Source organism: Streptomyces sp. NPDC051243 (assembly GCF_044455405.1).
Classification (GTDB): Bacteria; Actinomycetota; Actinomycetes; order Streptomycetales; family Streptomycetaceae; genus Streptomyces.
On record NZ_JBITES010000019.1, the window covers coordinates 110,976 to 133,990 of the forward strand.

The 23,015-nt window shown below is 69.5% G+C and carries 22 protein-coding genes and 2 pseudogenes; 16 read left to right on the forward strand and 8 right to left on the reverse strand.

Annotated elements, in window-relative coordinates; genetic code table 11:
- Nucleotides 1-31: 31 nt before the first annotated feature.
- Nucleotides 32-862, reverse strand: a complete 831-nt coding sequence (locus ACIBAG_RS38100; protein WP_399111924.1) for an alpha/beta fold hydrolase — start codon at nt 860-862, stop codon at nt 32-34.
- Nucleotides 863-1,132: 270 nt separating this feature from the next.
- Between ACIBAG_RS38100 and ACIBAG_RS38105 the strand changes: the two genes are divergently transcribed.
- From ACIBAG_RS38105 to ACIBAG_RS38140, 8 genes and pseudogenes are all read left to right on the forward strand, one after another.
- The gene (locus ACIBAG_RS38105; protein ID WP_399111779.1) at nt 1,133-2,332 is read left to right on the forward strand and encodes an acetyl-CoA C-acyltransferase; all 1,200 of its coding nucleotides are present in this window, start codon (nt 1,133-1,135) and stop codon (nt 2,330-2,332) included.
- Nucleotides 2,332-3,042, forward strand: coding sequence for an HAD family hydrolase (locus ACIBAG_RS38110; protein ID WP_399111781.1), 711 nt, complete (start codon nt 2,332-2,334; stop codon nt 3,040-3,042). Before ACIBAG_RS38105 ends, ACIBAG_RS38110 begins: the two co-directional genes overlap by 1 nt.
- A gap of 163 nt (nt 3,043-3,205) precedes the next feature.
- Nucleotides 3,206-3,529 (forward strand): annotated as a pseudogene (locus ACIBAG_RS38115) (AMP-binding protein); the annotation flags it as partial.
- Between the two features lie 98 nt (nt 3,530-3,627).
- Entirely contained in the window at nt 3,628-4,194 is a 567-nt protein-coding gene (locus ACIBAG_RS38120; RefSeq protein WP_399111783.1) for an AMP-binding protein, read from the forward strand.
- Between the two features lie 128 nt (nt 4,195-4,322).
- Nucleotides 4,323-5,021 carry a TetR/AcrR family transcriptional regulator gene (locus tag ACIBAG_RS38125; protein ID WP_399111785.1) on the forward strand — a complete coding sequence of 233 codons (699 nt, stop codon included), beginning with the start codon at nt 4,323-4,325 and terminating at the stop codon, nt 5,019-5,021.
- 141 nt (nt 5,022-5,162) lie between these two features.
- The gene (locus tag ACIBAG_RS38130; protein WP_399111787.1) at nt 5,163-5,981 is read left to right on the forward strand and encodes an SDR family oxidoreductase; all 819 of its coding nucleotides are present in this window, start codon (nt 5,163-5,165) and stop codon (nt 5,979-5,981) included.
- Between the two features lie 68 nt (nt 5,982-6,049).
- A complete protein-coding gene (locus tag ACIBAG_RS38135) occupies nt 6,050-7,279 on the forward strand; it encodes an acyl-CoA dehydrogenase family protein (protein WP_399111789.1) in 1,230 nt (409 codons plus the stop codon).
- Between the two features lies 1 nt (nt 7,280).
- Nucleotides 7,281-8,063, forward strand: a complete 783-nt coding sequence (locus ACIBAG_RS38140) for an SDR family oxidoreductase (RefSeq protein WP_399111790.1) — start codon at nt 7,281-7,283, stop codon at nt 8,061-8,063.
- A 90-nt stretch (nt 8,064-8,153) separates the two neighbouring features.
- Here the strand turns inward: ACIBAG_RS38140 and ACIBAG_RS38145 are convergent, their stop codons facing one another.
- From ACIBAG_RS38145 to ACIBAG_RS38155, 3 genes are all read right to left on the reverse strand, one after another.
- The gene (locus ACIBAG_RS38145) at nt 8,154-9,110 is read right to left on the reverse strand and encodes an IS481 family transposase (protein ID WP_399111792.1); all 957 of its coding nucleotides are present in this window, start codon (nt 9,108-9,110) and stop codon (nt 8,154-8,156) included.
- A gap of 134 nt (nt 9,111-9,244) precedes the next feature.
- Nucleotides 9,245-9,910 (reverse strand): TetR/AcrR family transcriptional regulator, encoded by a 666-nt coding sequence (locus tag ACIBAG_RS38150; protein WP_399111794.1) that lies wholly within the window; start codon nt 9,908-9,910, stop codon nt 9,245-9,247.
- Nucleotides 9,907-11,202: a PucR family transcriptional regulator gene (locus ACIBAG_RS38155; protein ID WP_399111795.1), complete on the reverse strand. Its 1,296-nt coding sequence runs from the start codon at nt 11,200-11,202 to the stop codon at nt 9,907-9,909. Before ACIBAG_RS38155 ends, ACIBAG_RS38150 begins: the two co-directional genes overlap by 4 nt.
- A 188-nt stretch (nt 11,203-11,390) precedes the next feature.
- Here ACIBAG_RS38155 and ACIBAG_RS38160 point away from each other — a divergent pair, with 188 nt between their 5' ends.
- The 5 genes from ACIBAG_RS38160 to ACIBAG_RS38180 are packed head-to-tail and all read left to right on the forward strand — an operon-like array spanning nt 11,391 to nt 16,282.
- Entirely contained in the window at nt 11,391-12,149 is a 759-nt protein-coding gene (locus ACIBAG_RS38160) for an ABC transporter ATP-binding protein (protein WP_399111797.1), read from the forward strand.
- A complete protein-coding gene (locus tag ACIBAG_RS38165; protein ID WP_399111798.1) occupies nt 12,146-12,931 on the forward strand; it encodes an ABC transporter ATP-binding protein in 786 nt (261 codons plus the stop codon). Before ACIBAG_RS38160 ends, ACIBAG_RS38165 begins: the two co-directional genes overlap by 4 nt.
- A 5-nt stretch (nt 12,932-12,936) precedes the next feature.
- A complete protein-coding gene (locus ACIBAG_RS38170; protein ID WP_399111800.1) occupies nt 12,937-13,818 on the forward strand; it encodes a branched-chain amino acid ABC transporter permease in 882 nt (293 codons plus the stop codon).
- Nucleotides 13,815-14,999 (forward strand): branched-chain amino acid ABC transporter permease, encoded by a 1,185-nt coding sequence (locus tag ACIBAG_RS38175; RefSeq protein WP_399111802.1) that lies wholly within the window; start codon nt 13,815-13,817, stop codon nt 14,997-14,999. The genes ACIBAG_RS38170 and ACIBAG_RS38175 overlap by 4 nt, the downstream gene beginning before the upstream one ends.
- Nucleotides 15,000-15,004: 5 nt before the next feature.
- Nucleotides 15,005-16,282, forward strand: coding sequence for an ABC transporter substrate-binding protein (locus ACIBAG_RS38180; protein WP_399111803.1), 1,278 nt, complete (start codon nt 15,005-15,007; stop codon nt 16,280-16,282).
- A 133-nt stretch (nt 16,283-16,415) separates the two neighbouring features.
- Here ACIBAG_RS38180 and ACIBAG_RS38185 read toward each other — a convergent pair whose 3' ends face one another.
- Entirely contained in the window at nt 16,416-18,062 is a 1,647-nt protein-coding gene (locus ACIBAG_RS38185) for a serine hydrolase (RefSeq protein ID WP_399111804.1), read from the reverse strand.
- Nucleotides 18,063-18,180: 118 nt separating this feature from the next.
- On the opposite strand from ACIBAG_RS38185, the pseudogene ACIBAG_RS38190 reads away from it, so the two are divergent.
- Nucleotides 18,181-18,663, forward strand: a pseudogene (locus ACIBAG_RS38190) (ATP-binding protein); the annotation flags it as partial.
- Nucleotides 18,664-18,679: 16 nt separating this feature from the next.
- On the opposite strand, the gene ACIBAG_RS38195 reads toward ACIBAG_RS38190, so the two are convergent.
- Nucleotides 18,680-19,012, reverse strand: a complete 333-nt coding sequence (locus ACIBAG_RS38195; RefSeq protein ID WP_399111806.1) for a putative quinol monooxygenase — start codon at nt 19,010-19,012, stop codon at nt 18,680-18,682.
- Nucleotides 19,013-19,381: 369 nt separating this feature from the next.
- Between ACIBAG_RS38195 and ACIBAG_RS38200 the strand changes: the two genes are divergently transcribed.
- The gene (locus tag ACIBAG_RS38200; RefSeq protein ID WP_399111808.1) at nt 19,382-19,819 is read left to right on the forward strand and encodes a helix-turn-helix domain-containing protein; all 438 of its coding nucleotides are present in this window, start codon (nt 19,382-19,384) and stop codon (nt 19,817-19,819) included.
- Nucleotides 19,820-20,332: 513 nt separating this feature from the next.
- On the opposite strand, the gene ACIBAG_RS38205 is transcribed toward ACIBAG_RS38200, so the two are convergent.
- Nucleotides 20,333-20,605, reverse strand: coding sequence for a hypothetical protein (locus ACIBAG_RS38205; protein ID WP_399111810.1), 273 nt, complete (start codon nt 20,603-20,605; stop codon nt 20,333-20,335).
- Complete coding sequence (locus tag ACIBAG_RS38210; protein ID WP_399111811.1) at nt 20,599-20,838, reverse strand: hypothetical protein; 240 nt, start codon at nt 20,836-20,838, stop codon at nt 20,599-20,601. Before ACIBAG_RS38210 ends, ACIBAG_RS38205 begins: the two co-directional genes overlap by 7 nt.
- A gap of 135 nt (nt 20,839-20,973) precedes the next feature.
- Between ACIBAG_RS38210 and ACIBAG_RS38215 the strand changes: the two genes are divergently transcribed.
- Nucleotides 20,974-22,956, forward strand: a complete 1,983-nt coding sequence (locus tag ACIBAG_RS38215; RefSeq protein WP_399111813.1) for a potassium transporter TrkA — start codon at nt 20,974-20,976, stop codon at nt 22,954-22,956.
- The last annotated feature ends 59 nt before the right edge of the window (nt 22,957-23,015 follow it).

Here is a 23,015-nt window from a genome sequence, read left to right on the forward strand (position 1 = left end):
TGCGTCGACGAACGGCGGTGTCAGCGGCGGTTCAGTACTCGGCGTGAGCTCGCAGATGATCGAGCAGCAGGCGGCTCAGCGTTTCGGGCGCTTCCTCGGGGATCCAGTGGCCGACGCCGTGGAGGGTCTCGAACCGGTACGGCCCGTCGACCCACCGTCCGGTCTCCCTCGCGGCTGCCGGGCCGAACGCGCGGTCCTGCGTGCTCCAGACGTACAGGGTGGGCACCTCGATGACGCCGATAGCGCCGTCGGGGCGGCCGGCCCGGTACCAGTTCAGCGCCGCCGTGAGAGCACCCGGCTGGGACAGGTGCCGCACGTAGGCCTCGGCGCTGTCCTGCGGGACCTTCCCGGCGTAGAAGGCACGTAGCTCCTGGGCGTCGTGGGCGAGCATCCGCTCTTCGGTCGCGGGTGTTTCGCGCCAGTCGATCATGTAGCGCGAGCGTTCACGCTGATCCTGGTCGGTGCGCAGAGTGGTGGCCAGAGCACCCGGGTGCGGGGTCGAGACAACCGTCAGGGTGCGCACGCGGCCAGGGTGGGCGTGCGCGGTCCACCAGGCCACCGCGCCTCCCCAGTCATGGCCGACCAGGTCGAACGCCGCCCAGCCCAGTTCCTCGGTGATCGCGACCACGTCGTCGACGAGCAGGCCGATGCGATAGTCCTCGGGCCGCTCGGGGCGGGCGCCGGGGGAGTACCCACGCTGATTCGGTGCCACCACTCGGTAGCCCTGCGCGGCCAGTGCCGCGATCTGCCGTTGCCACACCAGCCCCGTCTGCGGGAAGCCGTGCAGCAGCAGCACCGGGCGGCTCTCGGGCGGACCCGCCGCGATCGCGTCGAACACGCCCGCACCAGTGGAGATGCTCAGCTCGGCCACGGCTCACCCCATTCAAACCGACTGGTCGGTAGCCTCCAGTCAGAGGGTAGGACTGTCAAGCCAGGAGGACGGATTCCCTTGGTTGAACATGACGCCGAATTCAACTATAACGAGCCGGAGGCCGGTTTGCGTCACCCCCTGCGGCCATGGCTCATGTCATCGGTCGGCGAAGCAAGCGGCTCAAGCGGCCCAAGCGGTCAATGAGCAGTTACGGCGCCTCAGTTGTCGTACGGCACCATCAACAGGAAGCAGTGAGGTGACATGAGGGAAGCAGTCATCGTTTCGACGGCACGGACCCCGATCGGAAAGGCTTACCGCGGCGCGTTCAACGACACCCAGGCGCAGGAACTCGCCGCCCATGCCCTCTCGCACGCGGTGCAGCGCGCCGGGCTCGAGGGAGACGAGGTCGAGGACGTCGTCTTCGGCTGTGCCGTCCAGCAAGGGTCCTCCGGTTTCAACGTGGCTCGCCAGGCCGCTCTGCGTGCCGGACTGCCGAATGCCGTGTCGGGGATGACGATCGACCGGCAGTGCTCGTCGGGCCTGATGGCCATTGCGACGGCGGCCAAGCAGATCGTCGCGGACGGCATGCAGGTCGCTGTCGGCGGCGGTGTCGAGTCGATCTCCCTCGTGCAGAACGACCACATGAACACCCACCGCATGACGGATCCCTGGCTGGTCGAGCACAAGCCGGGCATCTATATGCCGATGTTGCAGACGGCGGAGATCGTCGCCGAACGCTACGGCGTGAGCCGCGAACGCCAGGACGAGTTCGCGCTCGTGTCGCAGCAGCGCACGGCGGCGGCGCAGGAGGCCGGCCGGTTCGATCAGGAGATCGTCGCCCTCAGCAGCGTCAAGAAGGTCCTGGACAAGCAGTCCCAGGAGGTGCGGGACGAGGAGGTCACCCTGACCCGGGACGAGGGCAACCGCGCATCGACGACGCTCGAAGGCCTGGCCGGGCTGGCGCCGGTGCTGCCCGACGGCCAGGTGAGCGCGCGTTCCAGCGTCACGGCGGGCAACTCCTCGCAGTTGTCGGACGGGGCTTCGGCCTCGGTGTTGATGGAGTCGAAGGAGGCCGAGCGCCGCGGCCTGCAACCGCTGGGCGTCTACCGGGGCATGACCGTTGCCGGTTGCGCGCCGGACGAGATGGGTATCGGCCCGGTGTTCGCCATTCCGAAGCTGCTGAAGCAGCACAATCTCACCATCGACGACATCGGCCTGTGGGAACTCAACGAGGCCTTCGCTTCCCAGGCGCTGTACTGCCGCGATGAACTGCACATCGACCCGGAGCGGTTCAACGTCAACGGTGGTGCGATCTCGGTCGGCCATCCGTACGGAATGACCGGTGCCCGCCTGGTGGGGCACGCCCTGATCGAGGGCAGGCGCCGAGGGGTCCGGTACGTGGTGATCTCGATGTGTGTCGGTGGCGGAATGGGCGCAGCCGGACTGTTCGAGGTCGTCTGATGGACACGGAGGGGAAGGACGACAAGGAGAAGGACCGAATTGCGGTCCTGGTGGACTTCGGCGGCGTCATCACCTCCAGCGTGCTGAGGGCCTTCACCGACTTCGGCGCCTCACTCGGCGGCGACCCACGCCTGCCGCTGGAGCTCCTCGCCCGGGACCAGCCCTCACGCACCCTCCTTGCCGACCACGAGTGCGGCCGTATCGACGCCGAAGCCTTCGAACGCGGATTCGCCGAGCGCCTCCGCGCCCACGGCGCGGACGTACCGGCCGAGGGGCTCACGGCCCGGATGCAAGCGGGACTGTCGATCGATCAGGACATGCTCGCGCTGCTCGGTGAGCTTCGCGCCGCCGGCTGTCCCGTTGCGCTGGTGTCCAATTCGTTCGGAACCGGGACCTATGACGGCGTCGACCTCGCCGCCGTCGCCGATGTGGTCGTCATCTCCTCCGAGGTCGGCATCCGCAAGCCTTCCCGCCGGATCTACGCGATCGCCTGTGAACGCCTCGGCATCGACCCCGTGGAGGCAGTCATGATCGACGATCTGCAGCAGAACCTCGACGGAGCGGCGCGGATCGGAATCGGGGGCGTGCTGCACACCAGTGCAGCCGACACCCGCCGCCAACTCGCCGAACGCTTCCGTATCACCACCGTACCGATCGACGGATCGGGTTCAGCAAGGTCGGTCATCCAGCCACACCGGCCGAGGACTTGAGGCGCAGGCCGGGCCAACTCACTGCGCGGCGACGCGGACCAGTGGACCTACCTTCAACTGCGCGGCGCGAGCGCACGGTACGCCGGGGCTATGGCCGCCGCAGGACTGTCCCCCCCCCGGGGACCGGGTGCTGCTCGCGGCGCCGTCGGTGCCCGAGTTCGGGGTGGCTTACCTCGGTATTCAGGCCGCGGGCTGTGGCGTGATGCCGGCCAACACGATGGTCACCCGGGCCGCGGTCGAGTACCTCCTCGGCGACGCCGGGTGCTCATTGGCGACCCCCGGCGACGTCGTCGACCGGGACCGTCACGAGACGGCGGCCAGCCTGTACACCTCAGGCGCCACAGGGCGGCCGAAGCAAGCCCAACTCACGGTCGGCAACCTGCTCTCCGCCGGGAAGATCGGCGCCGCGTGCAGCCACGCATCGAACGCAGACCGTATCGGCACCGGACTTCCGCTGTTCCACGTGTTCGGCCAGGCATCGGTGATCCTGAGGGCGAGCCTGACCGCGGGCGGCTCGATGTCGTTGCCGCCCCGGTTCGACCCCGCGTCGGTGCTGGTGAGCCGGGCCGCGACCGGCTCACCATCATGGCCGGCGTACCGACCGCGTGGAACGCGATGCTGCACGCGGCGGGCGATGCGGACCCGGCGGACTTCACCCAGCTTCGGGTCGCCGTCTCCGGCGGTGCCTCGCTGCCCGGGGAGGTCGCCCGGGCCTTCGAGGCCCGGTTCGACTGCGCCATCCTCGAAGGGCATGGGCTCACCGAGACCACCGCGTTCGGCACCTTCGACAACGACGGCGACGAGTGCCCGCCGGGCACCGACGGCGACCTGCGCATCGTCGACCGGATCAAGGACCTGATCATCCGTAGCGGCTACAACGTCTACCCCGGTGAGGTCGAGGAAGTGCTCTACGAGCATCCCGACATCGTCGAGGCAGCCGTCATCGGCGTTCCCGACGACCACTACGGCGAGGAGGTCGCCGCGCTCATCGCGGCCCGGCCCGGTTCGGAAGTCGGTGCCGCCGAGGTGTCGAGCTGGGCCCGGGAGCGGCAGTCCGCCTACAAGATCCCGCGCATCGTCCGGTTCGTCGACGCATCGCCCAAGGACCCGACCGGGAAGTCCTCAAGCGGTCCATCGACCGTGGGTTTCTGACCCGTGACACTGCGCCCGGCGATGTTGCCGTCCGCCCCCGCTGAACCTCGGAGACCAGGACATCAACCGGCCCCGGCGGCCCCTGGGGGTTTGTGACTATGGCGTCGGATTCAAGTAAAGTCCCGGGGATGGACACCACTGCGCCCGAGGAGACCGACAGCGAGACCGCACCGCCTGTGGCGCCCTTCTCGCAGCTTCGCGAGCCGCCTACGACGCAGCGCGGGGCGCGGACACGGGCCGCGTTGGTGAAGGCCGCGCGGAAGGTGTTCGAACGGGACGGCTACCTCGACACCCGCCTCACCGACATCACCAAAGAGGCCCGATGCGCGGCGGGGTCCTTCTACACCTACTTCGCCAACAAGGAAGAGGTGCTTGCCGCCGTCCTCCTGGAGGCACAGGAGGACATGATGCACCCCGGCATGGGCCGGGTGCAGGGGACCGACGATCCCTATGCGGTGCTCGAGGCGAGCAACCGCGCCTATCTCGCGGCATACAGGCGGAACGCGAAGCTGATGGCATTGCTCGAGCAGGTCGCACAAGTGGAGCCGGAGTTCCGTGAGTTCCGAAGGCGGCGCGGGGACGCGTTCATCCGCCGCAATGCCCGCGGGATCGCCGATCTGCAGGCGCGGGGCGTCGCAGACCGTGAGGTCGATCCGATGATGGCGTCCCGTGCACTGTCCGGCATGGTCAGCGTCATGGCTTACAACGCCTTCGTACTCAGTGAAGAGCAAGAGCAAGAGGGAGATGCACCGGTGGACTTCGAGGAACTCGTGTCCACGGTCACCCGGCTCTGGGCGAACGCCCTGCGGTTCCCCGGCCACCGCTGATCCGCCTGCCTCGTAGCCGCTCAACCCCTGGGGTTGGGCGGCTTTCTCGCGTGCTTCCGCGCCAGCAGCTATTGAACTTGACGTCGGATTCAATTATACAGGTCGGACGCACACCACGCCCCGTCGTCGGAGAGGGTTGCCGTGAACGTCGCACAAAGAGTCGCCGTCGTCACCGGTGGAGGTGGCGGCATCGGCAGCGCGCTGGTCGCACGGCTGGCCCGCGAGGGTGCCAAGGTCGTCGTCGCAGACCTCGACGAGGAGGCCGCGCGGGCGGTGTCGGAGACGGTCAACGCCGATCATCCGGACAGCACCGTCAGCGCCGGCGCCGACGTGTCGGACACCGACCGGATCCAGGAACTGATCGACCTGGCGGACAGCACGTTCGGCCCGGTCGACCTCTACTTTGCGAACGCGGGCATCGCCGGGGCACCCGGCCTCGACGTGAGCGAACCGGACTGGGACCTCTCGATCGACGTGAACCTGCGGGCCCACATCCGTGCGGCAAAGCTGCTCGTGCCGGGGTGGCTCGAACGCGGCGAGGGCTGCTTCGTCAGCACCGCCTCGGCGGCCGGGCTGCTCACCCAGATCGGCTCCGCCACGTACGCCGTCACCAAGCACGCGGCCGTCGCCTTCGCCGAATGGCTGAGCGTCACCTACGGCGACCGCGGGGTCCGGGTCGGCTGTCTGTGCCCGATGGGCGTGAACACCAGGATGCTGACCTCCGGGGAGGACTCCGGGGACGCCCTGGGAAGAGCAGCGACGCGAGCCGTCACGTCCGCCGGTGACGTCCTGGAGCCGACCGAAGTCGCCGACGCCGTCCTGGCCGCGATCGAGGACGAGCGCTTCCTGATCCTGCCGCACGAAGACGTTCTCGAGATGTACCGGCAGAAGAGCTCGGACTGCGACCGGTGGCTGCGCGGGATGCGCCGCTATCAGAGGACCCTGCTGGCTCAGCCGTGACCGGTACGCCGGGCGAGTCTTCCTCTCCGCCCGCCCCGAATTTCCGTCTCTCCCCGTAAGGAGTTCGTATGTCCCTGTTCGAGACCTCGGACCGCGCCAAGAAGTACCGGGCGGATCTGCTCGAGTTCATGGACGAGCACATCTACCCCGCCGAGGCGGTGTACCACGAGCAGATGCGTGCGTCGGGTGACCCGCACTTCCACCCGCCGATCATCGAGGAGCTCAAGGCTCAGGCGCGCCGCCGCGGACTGTGGAACCTCTTCCACCCACACCCGGAGTGGGGCCCGGGGCTGACGAACCTCGAGTACGCGCCGCTGGCGGAGATCATGGGGCGCAGCCACATCGCCTCCGAGGCGTGCAACTGCAACGCTCCCGACACCGGCAACATGGAGGTGCTCACGCTGTTCGGCAGCGACGAGCACAAGGAGAAATACCTCAAGCCCCTCCTCGACGGAACGATGGCCTCGGCCTTCGCGATGACCGAGCCGCGTGTCGCCAGCTCCGACGCCACCAACATCGAGCTGCGGATGGAGCGCGACGGCGACGAGTACGTGCTCAACGGCCGCAAGTGGTTCGCGTCCAACGCCCTGCACCGCAACTGCAAGGTGCTCATCGTCATGGGGAAGACGGACCCCACCGCCGCCCCGCACCGGCAGCAGTCGATGATGGTCGTCCCGATCGACGCCCCAGGGATCACGGTGATGCGCGGTCTGCCGGTGTTCGGCTACCAGGACCGTGAGGGGCACGCCGAAATCGACTTCGCCGACGTCCGGGTGCCGGCCAAGGACGTGCTCAAGGGCGAGGGCGAGGGTTTCGCGATCAGCCAGGCCCGGCTCGGGCCCGGCCGTATCCACCACTGCATGCGGGCCATCGGCGCGGCCGAGCGGGCGCTGGAGCTGATGTGCCGGCGCGCGCAGTCACGGGTGACCTTCGGCAGTCCGGTCGCCGAACGGTCCAACATCCAGGACTGGATCGCGGAAGCGCGCATCGACATCGAGATGATCCGCCTGCTCACGCTCAAGGCCGCGTACCTGATGGACACGGTCGGGAACAAGGAAGCGCGTACCGAGATCGCGGCCATCAAGGTGGCCGCCCCGAACATCGCGCTGAAGGTCGTCGACCGCGCGATCCAGGTGCACGGGGGAGCGGGAGTGACCGACGACTTCCCGTTGGCGTTCATGTACGCGCAACTGCGGACGCTGCGGCTGGCGGACGGTCCCGACGAGGTCCACAAGCGGGCCATCGCCAAGCAGGAACTGCGGCAGTACCGCGACGTGGCCGCGGCGGCGGTGAACTGACATGGCAGGACTCGCTCTCACCGGTCGCACCGCTGTCGTCACCGGCGCCTCCCGCGGTATCGGGCTGGCGATCGCCCAGGCCCTCGCCGCCGCCGGGGCGAACGTCGTCCTCACCTCCCGCTCCCAGGAGGCGGCGGAGGCCGCCGCGGCCCAGGTCGGGGGCACAGCGGTCGGTGTCGGTGCGCACGCGGTCGACGAAGAGGCGGCCCGGCGCTGTGTGGACCTGACGCTCGAGCGTTTCGGAAGCCTGGACATCCTCGTCAACAACGCGGGGACCAACCCGGCCTTCGGACCGGTCATCGACCAGGACCACGGCCGGTTCGCCAAGACCTTCGACGTGAACCTGTGGGCTCCCGTCCTGTGGACGGGGCTGGCCACCCGGGCCTGGATGGGTGAGCACGGCGGCGCGGTCGTCAACACCGCGTCGGTCGGCGGCATGGCCTTCGAGGCGAACATCGGCCTGTACAACGCGTCGAAGGCCGCACTGATCCATCTCACGAAGCAGCTGGCCCTGGAACTCTCGCCGAAGGTGCGCGTCAACGCGGTGGCACCGGGAGTGGTGCGCACCAAGCTGGCCGAGGCTCTGTGGCAGGAGCACGAGCAGGCCGTGTCCGCCTCGACGGCACTCGGGCGCATCGGGGAGCCCGCCGACATCGCCTCGGCGGTCGCCTTCCTCGTCTCCGACGCCGCGAGTTGGATCACCGGCGAGACGATGGTGATCGACGGTGGGCAACTGCTCGGTGACGCGCTTGCGTTCAGGCAGGGAGCCGCCATCGGTGCGTAGGCCCTGTCGTTTGGATCAGGCCGGCTATGAGGTACGGCACCCTTGAGCCGACCAGACCCCGCGACGCCGGGATGATCCAGACGACAGGGCCTAGGTGTATTGACCCGCAGGGTTGTTCACGCGGGTGATGGGTGGGTGGCCGCCGAGTGCGGTGTGGCAGCGGTGGTGGTTGTAGGTGTGGAGGAAGTCTGTCAGGGCGTCGGTGCGTTCGGTGTTGCTGGTGTAAGGCCGTAGGTAGGCCCATTCGTCGAGCAGGGTGCGGTTGAAGCGTTCGACCTTGCCGTTGGTCTGCGGCCGGTAGGCGCGGGTGAGTTTGCCGGTGGCGCCGAGGTCGGCCAGAGCCTGTCGCCAGGCGAAGCTTTTGCGGTAGGGCCAGGCGTTGTCGGTCAGCACCCGCTCGATGCGGTCGAGGCCGTGCGTGGTGAAGAAGGCTGCGGCCCGGCGCAGGAAGGCTGCGCAGGTGGCGGCCTTCTCGTCGGCGTGGATCTCGCTGTAGGCGAGGCGGCTGTGGTCGTCGACGGCGGAGTGGATGTAGTCGAAGCCCATGCCGCCGCGGGTGGCCCGGCCGGCCTGGCGGCCCAGCATCTTGTGGCCGCCGCCGTCGGGGATCCGGCCGAGTTTCTTGACGTCGACGTGGATGAGTTCGCCGGGCCGGTCGCGTTCGTAGCGGCGGATGACCTGGCCGGTGGGCCGGTCCAGGTGGGCCAGGCGGTTCAGGCCGTGGCGGGACAGGATCCGGTGGGTCGTCGAGGCGGGCAGGCCCAGGATCGGGCCAATGCGGGCTGGGCCGAGTTTGCGGTCCTGCCGCAGGCGGCAGACGCGGGCCTCCACAGTTGCCGGGGTGCGATGGGGTGTGGTCCGGGGCCGGCTGGAGCGGTCGGCGAGACCCGGTTCGCCCTCGGATCGCCAGCGTCGGATCCACTTGTGGGCCGTGGGACGGGAGATGCCCATCTCCGCAGCGACATGAGCGACGGGGCGACCTGCGCGGACCCGTTCGACGAGCAGCCGCCTGCCGTGAACGGTCAGCCGGGCATTACGGTGGGACATGAAGGCCTCCGTGCGGTGAAGATTCGACACCTCCACCACACACGGGGGCCTTCGCCATGATCAAGCCCGCCCAGCGTTAACAACGCTCGTGATCAATACACCTAGGCCGCACACCATGAGCCCCGCCCGGTGATTCAGCCGGGCGGTGCCGACAGATGGATCAGGATGCCGCACACCTCGTCCACGATCTCCCGGGCCTCCGTCTCGTCCCCGCAGTCGCCCAGCTCACGCGCCGCCCCTCCGATGACGGTGGTCAGTACGCTCACCCGCACCCGGCCGGCGCGTCGCCGCTCGTCCACCTCCAGGAGCCGGGCGTTGCGCCGTACCCACGCGCGGTCCCACTGGCGGCGCAGGGCGTCGAAGCCTGCGGGGCCGTCGTCCTCCACGAGGAGCCTGCCGAGCCGCCGGTTGTCCCAGGCACCCTCCAGGTACGCCCTGGCTCCGGCCACGAAGAGGGCGATGGGGTCGTCCACGCCACGGCTGCGCTCGGCGGTCAGCGTGGCCGCGGTCCGGCGCTCCTGCTCCTCGCGGAACTCCTCCCAGAGGGCGAGATAGAGCCCCCGCTTTCCGCCGTAGTGCTGGAAGAGGCTGCCCACCGGGATGCCGGAGCGCGCCGCGATCTCACTGAGGCCGGCATCGGTGTAACCGCGCTCGGTGAACACCTCCAGCGCGGCGTCCAGCAGCGCACGCCGGACTGTCCGGTCCTGACCGGCGTGGCCCTCCGACGGGCCCATGCTCCCGTGCTCCTGGGGCAGTTGACGTGCCGCCTCGGTCCCAGCGGATTCGACGATGCCGCTCACCGGCCGTCCTCACCTTCCCCGGCCCCGTCGCGGATGGCGAGGGCGACCAGCAGTTCCAGGAGGTCGGCGATCCGGCGCGGATTGCGGCCGGTGCGTTCCTCGATGCGACGCAACCGGTAGTGCGCCGTGTTGTGGTGGATCCGCAGCCGGTCGGCGGCCAGCCGCAGGTTGAGGTCCGCCTCCGCGAAGGCCCGTATGGTGGCGGCCAGCGTGTCGCCCCTTCTGCGGTCCTCCTCCAGCAGCGCCCGCACCCGGCAGTCGACCAGCTGACGGGCGAGGTCGTCGGCGCGCAGCGCCAGGTAGTCGAAGGGGGACAGCCGCGGCAGCGCCGACACCCCGCCCCCGCTCGGCACCAGGTCGAGGGCGGCCCGCGCCTCCGCGTACGCGCGCGGCAGTTCGGCGGCGCCCTGGGCGACGGTGCTGATGCCCATGGAGAGCATGGTCCCCGCCCGCGCGAGCCGCCGCTGCACGGCCTCGAAGTGGGCGCATATGTCCTCCGCGTCCATGCCGGCCCGGACCACGGGTACGGTCACCACCTCGCCGTGGCGCACGACGACCAGCGTTCTGCCGGCCCAGGGCCCGGCGACGCTGATCGACGCGCTGGTGGCGTACCCGTGTTCGGCGGAGGTGAGGTCCGCGGCACCGGCGGTGTCGACGCACACCGCCACGACCGCCATCATCGGCGAGCGCGGTCCGATGCCGTACGCCTGCGCCGCGGCGAACAGCGGACCTCGCGTCGGTGCCACGCCGGCCAACAGCTGGTCCAGGAGGTCCCGGCGCTCCCGGTCCGCGTCCGCCACCACGTGCTGCTGGTACTCGACGTAGGCCTGCGCGGCATGCGTGCTGGCGAAGTCGACGTACCGCATCAGTGGTGTGACCAGGGACAGAGCGGCTTGCTGGGCCTCGGCGGAGGTGCCCGCGCAGTCCAGCAGCGCGTCCCACAGCACCTGCCGCCCGACACGGAAGGCGCTGATCCAGTCCTCCAGGGCGAACCCCGCCCGGGCTCTGCGCATCGCGGCCGCGCGGCTGAACACCAGGTCCTCGGGGGCGATGTCCCGGTCGCCGGCCAGTGCCGCCAACTGCATCCGGTAGTGCTCCAGCACCTGCTCCCGTACGTCGTCGAAGAACCGCTCGTCCTGCAGTGCGTACGACGGGATCTCCGCGCGCATCACCTCGACGGCGGTCTCCGCAACCTCCTCGATCCGGTCGTGGACGGTGTGCAGGATCCGCCGCCGCTCCCGGCGGAGCGGTTCGGAGAGTCGGGGGGTGCCCGGAGCGGGACCGCGAGGCATGGCGCCGATCGTCGCCGCCCGCCTCGTGCTCCGTCAACAGGCCCGGGGTGAGACATCCGCGGGGACCTGTGCGCGGCGCACAGTCCGGCGGCCCGGAAGTTGGGTGCTCACACCCAATGTGCGCCCGGAACACCCCCACCTACTGTGACGCTCGCCCACCCCCCAGCACGTCGGAAAGGGCGTCACTCATGCTCGCGGTCGACGGTATCAGCGTGCGTTTCGGCGGGATCACGGCCTTGGACGGTGTCGGGTTCACCGTCGAGCCGGGCACCGCCGTAGGGCTCATCGGACCGAACGGAGCCGGCAAGACCACCTTGTTCAACTGCCTCACCAGGCGCTGTACCCCAGATGCGGGGACGGTGCGGTTCGACGGTGAGGACCTGCTCGCCCTTTTGCCGCACGCCGTGGCCGGGCGCGGCATCGCCCGCACCTTCCAGAACCTCGGCCTGTTCCCGCGGCTCACGGTCCGGGAGAACGTCATGGTCGGCGCCCACAGCCGGGGGCGCACCGGACACCTCGCCGCGGCGCTCCGGCTGCCCCGCGTCCGGCGGGAGGAGAGGGAGCTACGTGACCGGGCAGACGACCTGCTACGGCGGCTCGGCCTGGCGGACGTCGCCGACCACCCCGCCGCAGGGCTGCCGTTCGGCACGCTCAAACGCGTCGAACTCGCCCGGGCGCTCGCAGTACGGCCCCGGCTGCTGTTGCTCGACGAACCCGTCAACGGGCTCAGCCACGGCGAGGTCGGCCAGTTCGCGGATCTGGTCCGGTCGGTGCGCGAGGACTTCGACCTCACCCTCGTGGTCGTCGAACACCACATGGGATTCGTGATGGGCCTGTGCGACAAGGTGGTCTGCCTCGACTTCGGCCGCAAGATCGCCGAGGGCTCGCCGGAGGAGATCCAGCGCGACGCGGCGGTCATCGAGGCGTACCTGGGGGTGGCCGCATGAGCGAGCCCACCACCGAGTCCGCGGAGAGCGCGGAGCCGGACTTCCTGAAGGTCACCGACCTGCACGCCGGATACGGCCAGGCCCGCGTGCTCCAGGGCCTCGACTTCTCCGTCGCCCGCGGTGAGGTGTGCGCGATCCTCGGGCCCAACGGCGCGGGCAAGACCACGACGCTGCGGGCGCTGTGCGGCATGGTCCGCGGCCGTGGCTCGGTCACCTTGAACGGTACGGAGCTGCTGGGCCGCTCGCCCGAGCAGGCCGCCCGGCTCGGTGTGGCACACGTGCCCGAGGGCCGGGGCACCTTCAACGACCTGAGCGTCGAGGAGAACCTCCGCATCGGCGCCCACCTGCGCACGCGGCGCCGGGCCGAGCGCGCGGCGGTGGCGGGCGACCTGGAGCGGATCTACGGCTACTTCCCCAAGCTGCGCCAGCGCTCGCGGCAGGCCGCCGGCAGCCTCAGCGGCGGGGAGCAGCAGATGCTCGCCATCGGCAGGGCGCTGATGCTGCGGCCGTCACTGCTGCTCCTGGACGAGCCGTCCCTGGGGCTCGCCCCACTCGTCACCCGCGAACTGTTCGAGATCGTCCGTGCCGTCAACGAGGAGGAACGCACCACCGTGGTCGTCGTCGAGCAGAACGCCCAGCTCGCGCTGGACATCGCGCACCGGGCGCACGTACTGGAGGCCGGCCGCCTGGTGCTGTCCGGACCGGCTCAGCAGATCCGCGAGGACGGGCAGGTCGCCGAGGTGTACCTCGGTGTCTCCGTCAGCGCCCGGAAGGCCGGGTGAGCGCCGTGACCGAACTTCTCCAGCAAGTGGTGGAAGGACTGGGCTCCGGAGCGGTGTACGCCAGCCTGGCGCTCGCCCTCGTACTGATCTACCGGTTCACGGGAATCGTCAACTTCGCGCAGGGCGAGCTGGCCATGCTCTCGACGTACGTCGCCTGGCAGCTGGTGGCGTCCGGGATGCCGTTCTGGCTGGCGCTGCCGGTCACCCTCGCGGTGTCCTTCGCCGGCGGCATGCTGGTCGAGCGGATCGTCGTCCGCCCCGTGCAGGGCGCACCCGAGCTGACGGTCGTCATCGTCACGGTCGGCCTGTTCATCTTCGTCAACGCGCTGGCCGGCCTGATCTGGTCGTTCACCGTGAAGGACTTCCCGCAGCCGTTCCCCGACGGCGGGCTCGACCTGGCCGGGGTGCGCGTGGACTGGTCCACGCTCGGGATCATCGGCGTGGTGGCCGTAGTGATGGGCCTGCTCTACCTGCTGTTCCAGCACACCGCCATCGGCCTGGTGATGCGGGCGGCCGCCTGCAACCCTGCCTCCGCCCGGCTGTCGGGCATCCGGGTGGGCCGGGTCCTGATGCTCGGCTGGGGGCTGGCCGCGACGGTCGGCGCCGTGTCGGGCGTCCTCGTCGCCCCGCTGCTGTTCCTGGAGCCCAACATGATGGGCGGAGTGCTGATCTACGCCTTCGCCGCCGCCACCCTCGGGGGCTTCGACAGCCCGGTCGGCGCGGTCGTGGGCGGCCTGTTCGTCGGCGTCGCCGAGACCCTGACCGGGGCGTACGTCGACGTCATCGGCGCCGATCTGAAGGTGGGCGTCCCCCTCGTGATCATCCTGGCGGTGCTGCTGGTGCGGCCCCAGGGCCTGTTCGGACGAGCGGCGGTGGAACGCGCATGAGCACGATCATCGCGACCCTCGGCACGGACCGCGCCCGGCGCCTGCGGGCCGCGCTCACCGTCCTGCTCGCGGCGGCGGTCGCCGTCGGCGCGCCGTTCTACTTCGCCCCCTTCCAGGTCTTCCAGCTGACCATGGTGCTGCTGTACGCCGTGGCGCTGGCGGGACTGAACCTCCTGGTCGGCTTCGGCGGGCAGATCTCGCTCGGGCACGGCGCGTTCTTCGCGGCGGGCGCCTACACGGCGGCGGTCATGCTCGACCGGTACGACACCGGCCACCTGGCCACGCTGCCGGTCGCGGCAGCCGGATGCTTTCTGCTCGGCCTGGGATTCGGAGTGCCGGCGCTGCGGCTGCGCGGCCTGTATCTGGCCCTGGTCACCCTCGCGTTCGCGGTGTTCCTGCCGCCCCTGCTCAAGCGGCTGGAACCGGTGACGGGCGGCTCCATGGGCCTGACCGTGGACAAGCTGCAGCCGCCCGCGTGGAGTGGGCTGGCCGAGGACCAGTGGCTGTACCTCGTCGTCCTCGCCGTCACCGCGGTGGCCCTGCTGTTCGCCCGCAACCTGCTGCGCTCCCGGGTCGGCCGGGCACTGCTCGCCGTACGGGACAACGAAAGCGCCGCCGAGGTCATGGGCGTACGGCTGTCGCTGCACAAGACCCTCGCCTTCGCGTGGAGCGCGATGTTCGCGGGTGTCGCCGGGTGTCTGTACACGTGGGTGATCGGCTTCGTCTCGCCCGACTCCTTCAGTTTCGTCCTGTCCATCACGCTGCTGGCCGGCCTGGTGGTCGGGGGGCTCGGCTCGCTGTACGGGCCCCTGCTGGGGGCGGCGTTCGTGATGTACGTCCCGAGCGTGTCCCAGGACGTCAGCGAGGCGGCACCGGGAGTGGTGTTCGGCCTGCTGATCATCACGGTGATGTTCGTGGCCCCGACGGGACTGGCCGGTCTGCCGGGCCGAGTCCGGGCTGCTGTCGCCCGCCGCCTGCCCCGCCCCGCAGCCACCCCCGACCGGACGCCCGAGGCCGAATCCGCACCGGATGCGGAGCCGGAGTCCCAGGCTGCGTCCGCGTCCGATGTGCAGCCGGAGTCCCAGGCCGCATCCGAACCCTCCGCGACGGACACCCCCGCGGATCCCGCAGTTGCCGATGCCGAACCCGTGGGCGCACAGCCCCGCACGGAAAAGGAATGAATCGCATGCGCAAGACCACCGCTCTGCGGGCGGCTGCCGCCGCGGCCGCAGCTCTGCTCACCGCAACCGCCTGCAGCAGCCAGCGAGGGCAGGACTCCCAGGACACCGCAGCCGACGGTGCCTGCAAGGGCCAGCAGACCACCGGCATCACCGACAAGACCATCAAGCTGGGCGGCATCTACCCCCTGTCGGGACCTGCCTCCGCCTACGGCACGATCAGCAAGGGTGTGACCGCGTACTTCGATCACGTCAACGACAAGGGCGGCATAGACGGCCGCAAGGTGGAGTTCATCGTCCGCGACGACGGCTACCAGCCGCCGAAGGCGGTCGAGGAGGCCCGCAGACTGGTCGAGCGGGAGAAGGTCTTCGCCGTGTTCCAGAGCCTTGGCACCCCGTCCACGGCAGCCGTCTGGGACTACCTCGACAAGCAGAAGGTGCCGCAGCCCTTCGTCGCCACGGGCGCCTCTGTCTGGGGCACGGACGACAAGCACCCCTGGACCATCGGCTGGCAGCCCAACTACGTGTCCGAGGCACGGGTGTACGCCAAGTACCTCAAGGACGAGAAGCCGAAGGCCGAGGTCGCGGTCCTCTTCCAGAACGACGACTTCGGCAAGGACCTGCTCGGCGGGTTCAAGGAGGCCGTCGCCGGCAGCGGAGTCAAGGTGGTCGCCGAGGAGAGCTACGAGGTGACCGATCCTTCCGTCTCGGCGCAGTTGACGAGCCTCGCCCGGTCCAAGGCGGATGTGCTGCTCAACATCACCACGCCCAAGTTCGGCAGCCAGGCCCTCGCCGCCGACGCCAAGAACACCAAGTGGAACCCGCTGCACATCGTCAACAACGTGTCCTCGTCCGCGACGGTGCTCCAGCCGGTCGGGTTCAAGAACGTCCAAGGCGTGGTCTCGGCGACGTACTTCAAGGACCCCGCCGACCCGCAGTGGGCCGACGACCCGGAGATGAAGGTGTACAAGGACGCGCTGCACAAGCACGTGCCCGACTCGGACCCGGCCAACCAGTTCAACGCCTACGGCTGGGCCGCCGCCTCCAGCCTGCACAAGGCGCTGGACGCGATGAAGTGCCCGACCAGGGAGGGGCTGCGGGACGCGGTGCGCAACCTGAACGACGTGAAGGTGGACATGCTGCTGCCCGGGGTCACCCTCTCCACCGGGCCCGACGACGCCTTCCCGATCGAGACGATGCAGCTGATGCGGTTCAAGGGCGAGCGGTGGCAGCTGTTCGGCAAGCCGGTCGACACCCGCAAGGAGTTCGGCCCGGTAGCGAAGTAGGCAGGCGGGGGCGGACCCGGTCGATGTCCCGACCTCTCGGGCCCGCCCCCACCTCGCTGCGACTCAAGAAGCCTGCAGGCGACGCTCGGCGACGCGACCTCCCGCGCCGTGTCCGGCCGACCTCGCCCGCACGCTAGTCGTTCCTCGTGAAGGTGCCGAGACCGGTCGTGTCGAGGTTCTCGACCCGGACCTTGCCGGCGCGTCCGCCGGACTCGACGGTGAAGGTCACGCCGGACAGGCCGACGGCCATTTCGCCGGTGGTGCGGTAGCTGAAGGTGTCACCGTCGTAGTGGCGCAAGGAGAACCGTTGCTTCTTGGGCCCGAGTTGCATGGTGAGTTCGTCCCCTTGGGCGCTGACGGCCATCGGTCCGTAATACTCGTTGGCGTACGTTCCGGTGTAGGCACTGTTTGCCTTGGCGGGTGCGGGCGAGGCCGGAGGCTTGCTGTAGTCGACCGACGACTCCTCCCCGTGCAGCGATTCCTTGAAGATCGGCCCGAGGAACGTCAGCCAGTCCACGGTCGGCCCGCCCGTCTGCGCGGTGTCGAGGAACGTGCTGGCGATCGCCTCGGGCACGCCGATGGGCTCGCCGTTGGTCAGGACGACGATGCCGAGCTTCTCCGAGGGCAACAACGCGACGTTGGTGGCCGCACCCAGCGCGAAGCCGCCGGAGTGGCCGAGCTTGAGCCTGCCCTGGTCGTCGTAGCTCACGTTCCAGCCGAGCCCGTAGAACCCGGCCCTGCCCGCGGGCGAGTGCGGCGGCTCGGAGACCATGTACGGCAGGTGGGTCTGCTCCAGCGCGGCGGCGTCGATGAGTTGGCGCCCCTCGAACCTGCCGTTGCCCAGTTGCAGGCGCAGCCACTTCGTCATGTCCGAGGCCGTGGAGCTGGCCCCGCCCGCCGGGCTCTGGGCGTCCGGGTCGCGCACATGCTCGACGCGCCAGCTGTTCCCGCTCTTCACATGCAAGAGGGCCTTGTTGGCCGCCTTCTCGTAGTCGGCGAAGGAAGAGCTGGTGGAGTCCATGCCGAGCGGCCGGTACAGCTTCTCGGCGGACAGCTTCTCCCAACTGGTCCCCGCTGCTCGCGCGGCGGCGACGGCGGCTTCGGTCAGCCCGAAGTTGGTGTACGCGTAGTGGGCACGGAAGGGGGCCGCCGGTTCGTAGCGGAGGTGGTCCAGGATGTACGAGCGGTCGTAGCCGAGGTCCTCCAGGAGGTCTCCGGCATGGTCGGGCAGTCCGCTGCGATGCGAGAACAGGTCGGCCAGCGTGACATGGCGGGTGACCCATGGGTCCTTCAGGGCGAAGCCAGGGCTGTGGTCGACGACCGGGTCGTCCCAGCCGACCGTCTTCTCGCCCACGGCCGCGGCGACCACGGTGGACGCAACAGGCTTGGAGACCGAGGCGAGCTGGAAGACGGTGTCCGGTCCGATCCGGTCCTTCGTGCCCGCCTTCCGCAGGCCGAACCCCTTCAGATACAGCACCTTGTCGTCGTGCACCACGCCCACGGCGATTCCGGGCACACCGGTGCGGCGCATGGCGTCCCGTACGACGTCGTCCAGCTGGCTCACCGCGGTCTCGACCTTGGCGCGGGTCAGCTGCGGCGGTGGCTGGGCGGGTGGGACGGTGGGCAGCGGCGACGTCGCGACGGCCGCACGGCCGGCCGTGGTGGCGGTGTCGGCACCGGCCCCGGTACAGCCGACGGCCAGGGCCGCAACCAGGCCCACTGCCGCGGCGGAGCGAAGGGGGCGGGGGCATGCGCTGTCGAGTCGGGGCATGTCTTCCATGGAAGTCTCCTCACCGGCACCTGTCGCCCCTGGGCACGCCAATCGGGGGGTCCGGCATACGCCGTCCCGCACCGGGCGATCAGAGCTGTCCCGAGGGCCACGCAGGCCCGGACGCGCTGCATGCTCCCGCACATGCCAAGCGGTCGTCGACTCCCTCGTGCCCGTGCGCCCCACCGACGACGTCGCGTTGCTGATCGCCCGCACTCGCATGCTGCCACCGGGCGACGTCGCCTCCTGGCGTCTGCCGCTGGAGCCTGAGAGCGCCGCCCGGGCCCGGGCCCTGATCTCGGCCAAGCTGAGCGAGTGGGGTCTGGACCACCTGGCGTTCACGACCGAACTGATCGCCAGCGAACTGGTCACCAACGTCTATCGCTACGCCAGTGGCCCGGCGACCCTGCGGCTGATCCGTGAACGGACCCTGGTGTGCGAGGTCAGCGACACCAGCCACACCTCACCCCACCTGCGCCGCGCCCGTACCACCGACGAGGGCGGACGCGGCCTGTTCCTGGTGGCCCGGATGACCGAGCGCTGGGGCACCCGATACACCCGCGAGGGCAAGACCGTGTGGACCGAACAACCACTGGCCGGCACGTTCACCTGACCGTCCCCCGGCCTTGCTACTCGTGGCCGGGCACCGCCATCTCCCCCAGGAGCGACCAGTCGTCCTGCGGAACGTTCATGTTGACGATGCGCGGCGTCTCGACCAGATGGGGCGGCAACGTCTGCTGCGCGGCCTTGAAGTGCGCGGACTGCACATGCGAGGCCCCGGCCTCGTCGTCGCGGAAGGCCTCGACCAGGACGTACTCCGCCGGGTCTTCCACACTGCGCGACCAGTCGAACCACAGACAGCCGGGCTCGGCGCGCGTGGCCCGGGTGAAGTCAGCGGTGATCTCGGGCCAGCGGTCGGCGTCCTCGGGACGGACTCGGAACTTGGCGGTGATGAAGATCATGGGGATTCCTTCGATGATGTGTCATGACGACTGGAGTACCAACTGGCCGTCCGCGTAAGGAACAACCTTGGCACGCGGCAGATGGACCACTATTTCCTCGCCCGCTGGGACTCCCTCCTCCCGCGGCGTCCTGGTCCTGACCAGCTGCCCGGGAAGGTGTGGGGACCGGGATCCGTGACGATCTTGACATACTCGGGCCGGACGTCCGCCTGGACCTCGGTCGTGCCGTGCGGATCACGGTGGGCCTGAACTGCTCGGTGATCTCGCGGATCCTGCGCCGCAGCAGGTGCTTCACCTGCGGGTCGATGACGGTGAGCGGCTCGTCCATCAGTACGGCCGCGACGTCGTCCCGTACCAGGCCGCGGCCGGGTGTCCTCGCAGAAGTTCCTGACCACCGTCGAGGCGCTGGAACGCGACGCCATCCTGCGCGGGTTGGCGGACCACAAGTCCAACGTCCAGCGCACCGCCCAGGACCTCGGCATCTCCCGCGCCACGAGGTACCGCAAGATGCGCTGTTACGGCATCGTCCCGTCGCCCGGTGACGACGTGCAGGCCGGAGCCGTCCGGGTTGGTGTAGTCGGTACGCGTGGCGTCGCCGGGCAGGTTGGAGGTCGTTTTCCCCGGCGAGAAGGAGCCGTCGGCCGGTTTCCCGGTCGCGTCGACCATCGGCTTGTCCACGGTCAGGCAGGCGGGCGGCCGCTCCAGGTACTGCATCGGCCGCTCACCGGAATCGGGGTTGTCCGGCTCCTCCAGTTCCTCCGGTTTGGCCTCGTTCTGCAGCGTCCAGTCACCGTCGGGCGGGCCTGACCTGACGGGCTGCCTCCGGGAGATCGAGCAGTCGTGCCTCGCTCTCTTCGTACAGCCGCCGGCTCTCGAGGCTGTCGGCGGCGCGGTGCCAGTCCGGTGGACTGCATCGGGAACAGGGCGAAGTCGGCGTTGGGGGAGACGGCGGACGGCGTGCCCGGCACGGCCTGGGAGAAGGCCGTCAGCACCGGCACGCAGGCCGCGCCGCCGTAGAGGGTGGCGAGCGGGGGGGGTGCGCGTGAAACCCCGTCAGAACAAGCAGCAGGTGAGAGCGGGTGTCACCGCTGATGCCCCGATGCAGATGGCCACAGTGGTCAGCACGCCGACGTTCCAGCTCTGGAGGCAGGGTGAGGAACACCATGCCCGCCACAGCCGAGTAGAGAAGCGTCGTGCGCGCGGAGCCGGGCGCCCCGCCGAGCACCTGCGAGAGCATGAGCACCGATGTCCTGCCGTGTGGGTCGGCCGCGGTGATGGACTGCGATCCCACCGGCGCCGCCGCGCCCGTACCCATGATGATCAGGAGCCGGCGGAACACGGTGACCGCTCCGACCGCCCACGACAGGGAGCGACGCACGGCGGCCCGTCCCGCGCGGAGTACAGACGCACGCCCTGCCGGAGGAGGAAGGCGGGGCCCGCGCCGCTGCCCCGCTGGGTGGCCCTGAACACGTCGACGATGCTGCCCACCCTGGCGCCCACCACGTGCGGGAGGCCCAGGGCGAAGGTGAGCAGCGACCCGGCCCCGGACAGCTGGACGATCAGGAAGGGCAGGGTCGCCGGAAGCGTCACCACGCAGGCGGCGACACCCACGGCTCGCCCGGCCAGAACATCAGCAGCACCAGAGAGAACGCGGTGCTGAGCGCGAGGACACAGCCGTCGTACCCGGCGAGCGCGATGATGCACCGTTTCGAGCGACGCCGGAAGCCGGCTACCGGGGACCCTGGCGTCTCCCCGGGCCCCCAGTCCACGCCGTACCGGACAAGCGACACGACAAGGGTGGTGACTTCGGGAGCGGTTCGGCTCATCCCCTGCTGTGTGCATCTCTGCGCCCTCTCCTTCGCCTGCACCCCCTGTGTCCCCGCGATTAAGTGATCGTGTCGACGGTAGGAATGACGACGCTCAGGGGAGGGCCACCGGCAGCGGAGGGAAGGTCTTCGGCAGTGCGCGCGAGACTGCGGGAGCGGTTGCGGTACTGGTTCGACGGGACGATGGACCGCGGGACGCAGGCCTTGATCGGCTGGCTGGCCCTGGCCTCCGTCGCGTTGATCGTCCTGGTGACGTCTCTGGTGGTCGCGTTCACCGACGAGGACACCGAGAGGAACGGCGGCTGGCTGGGCGTGGCCTGGATGAGCCTGCTGCGTACGCTCGATCCCGGCACGATGGGCGGGGACACCGGAGGTCGGATATTCCTCGGCCTCATGCTGGCCGCGACCCTCGGCGGGATCTTCATCGTCAGCGCGCTCATCAGCGTGCTGACCGCCGGCCTGGAGGCCCGGATCCACGAACTGCGACGGGGCAAGTCCCGGCTGATCGAGCGCGAGCACACCGTCGTGCTCGGCTGGTCGGAACAAGTCTTCACGGTGATCGCGGAGTTGGTCGAGGCCAACCAGAGCGAGCGGCGTTCGTGTGTCGTGATCCTCACCGAGCGCGACAAGGTCGAGATGGAGGACGAGATCCGCAGAAGGATCCCGGACACCGGACGCACGCGGGTGATCTGCCGCTGCGGCAGCCCACTTCAGCCGGCGGATCTGGAACTGGTGAGTCTGGACGCTGCCAAGTCCGTCATGGTGCTGCCGCCGGTCACCGACGACGGGGACACCGATGTCATCAAGACCCTGCTGCTCCTGAACAACCGGTCCTGGAGCGGCCCGCGCCCGAACATCGTTGCGGCCGTGCGCAGGTCGCCCAACCTGGCGGCGGCCCGCCTCGCGGCCGGCGAGGACGCCCTGGTGATCGATGTCGACGACATCGCCGTCCGCCTCATCGTGCAGTCGCACCGGCAGACGGGTCTGTCCACCGTCTTCAACGAAATGCTCAGCTTCGTCGGCAACGAGTTGTATCCCTATCCCGTGGCCGGGCTGGCCGGCGCCACGTACGGGGAGGCGCTCAACAGATTCGATCTCGGCATCCCGGTCGGCCTGCGCAGGAAGGACGGTGAGTCCCTGGTCAACCCGCCGATGAACACGGTCATCGCCGGCGATGACGAGTTGCTCGTCCTGGCCGAGGACGACCTGCTCATCCGGCCGGCAGACACCCGGCCCACGATCGTCGGCTCGGCGATCACCTCCGCCCCCGGCCGGCCTCCGACACCCGACCGCACGCTCATGATCGGCTGGAACTCCCGCTCGGCAAAGATCATCACGCTGCTGGACTGCCTGGTCGAGCCCGGATCGCTGATCGACATCGCGGCGACTCGACGCCCCGAGAACAACCTCCAGGAGCACTTGGAGAACCTCACGGTGGGCTACAAACCCTGCGAACCCACCCTCCGGCCATCGCTGGAGTCCCTGGGACTGGACGGATACCGCAACGTCATCGTCCTGACCGAGGACGACATCGACCCCGAATCGGCCGACGCTCACACCCTGGTGACGCTGCTTCACCTCCGCGACATCGCCATCCGCCATGGCAGCCCGTACTCGATCGTCACGGAGATGAACAACGACGCCAACCGCGAGATCGCCCAGGTCACCAAGGCGGACGACTTCATCGTCAGTACCAAGATAATCAGCCTCCTGCTGACCCAACTCGTCGAGGACCGCCACCTCTACGCCGTATTCACCGATCTCTTCGATCCTGCGGGATCGGAGATCTACCTCAAGCCGGCCACCAATTACCTCCTTCCGGAAACACCGGCGAACTTCGCCACCGTCATCGAGGCGGCCCGGCAACAGGGAGAGACAGCCATCGGCTACCGGATCGCGCGGCACAGCGACGAACCTCCGACCTACGGCATCTTCCTCAATCCCGCCAAGACCGCGCCGCTGACCCTGAGCGAGGACGACGCCATCGTGGTACTCGCCGAGGACGGCCGCCCGGCCGTCAACATGCCCGCGGCCGGAGACGGAGACGTGACGGGCGGCGCGGAGGCGGTACCGCCGTTCAGTTCCGACCGCGGTCCCTCCGCACCGGGCCCTTCTTGAACGCACAGGGCATCTCAGGGGGAAGGGCGGATCCACTCATGGCAGGCGCACCAGCGAAG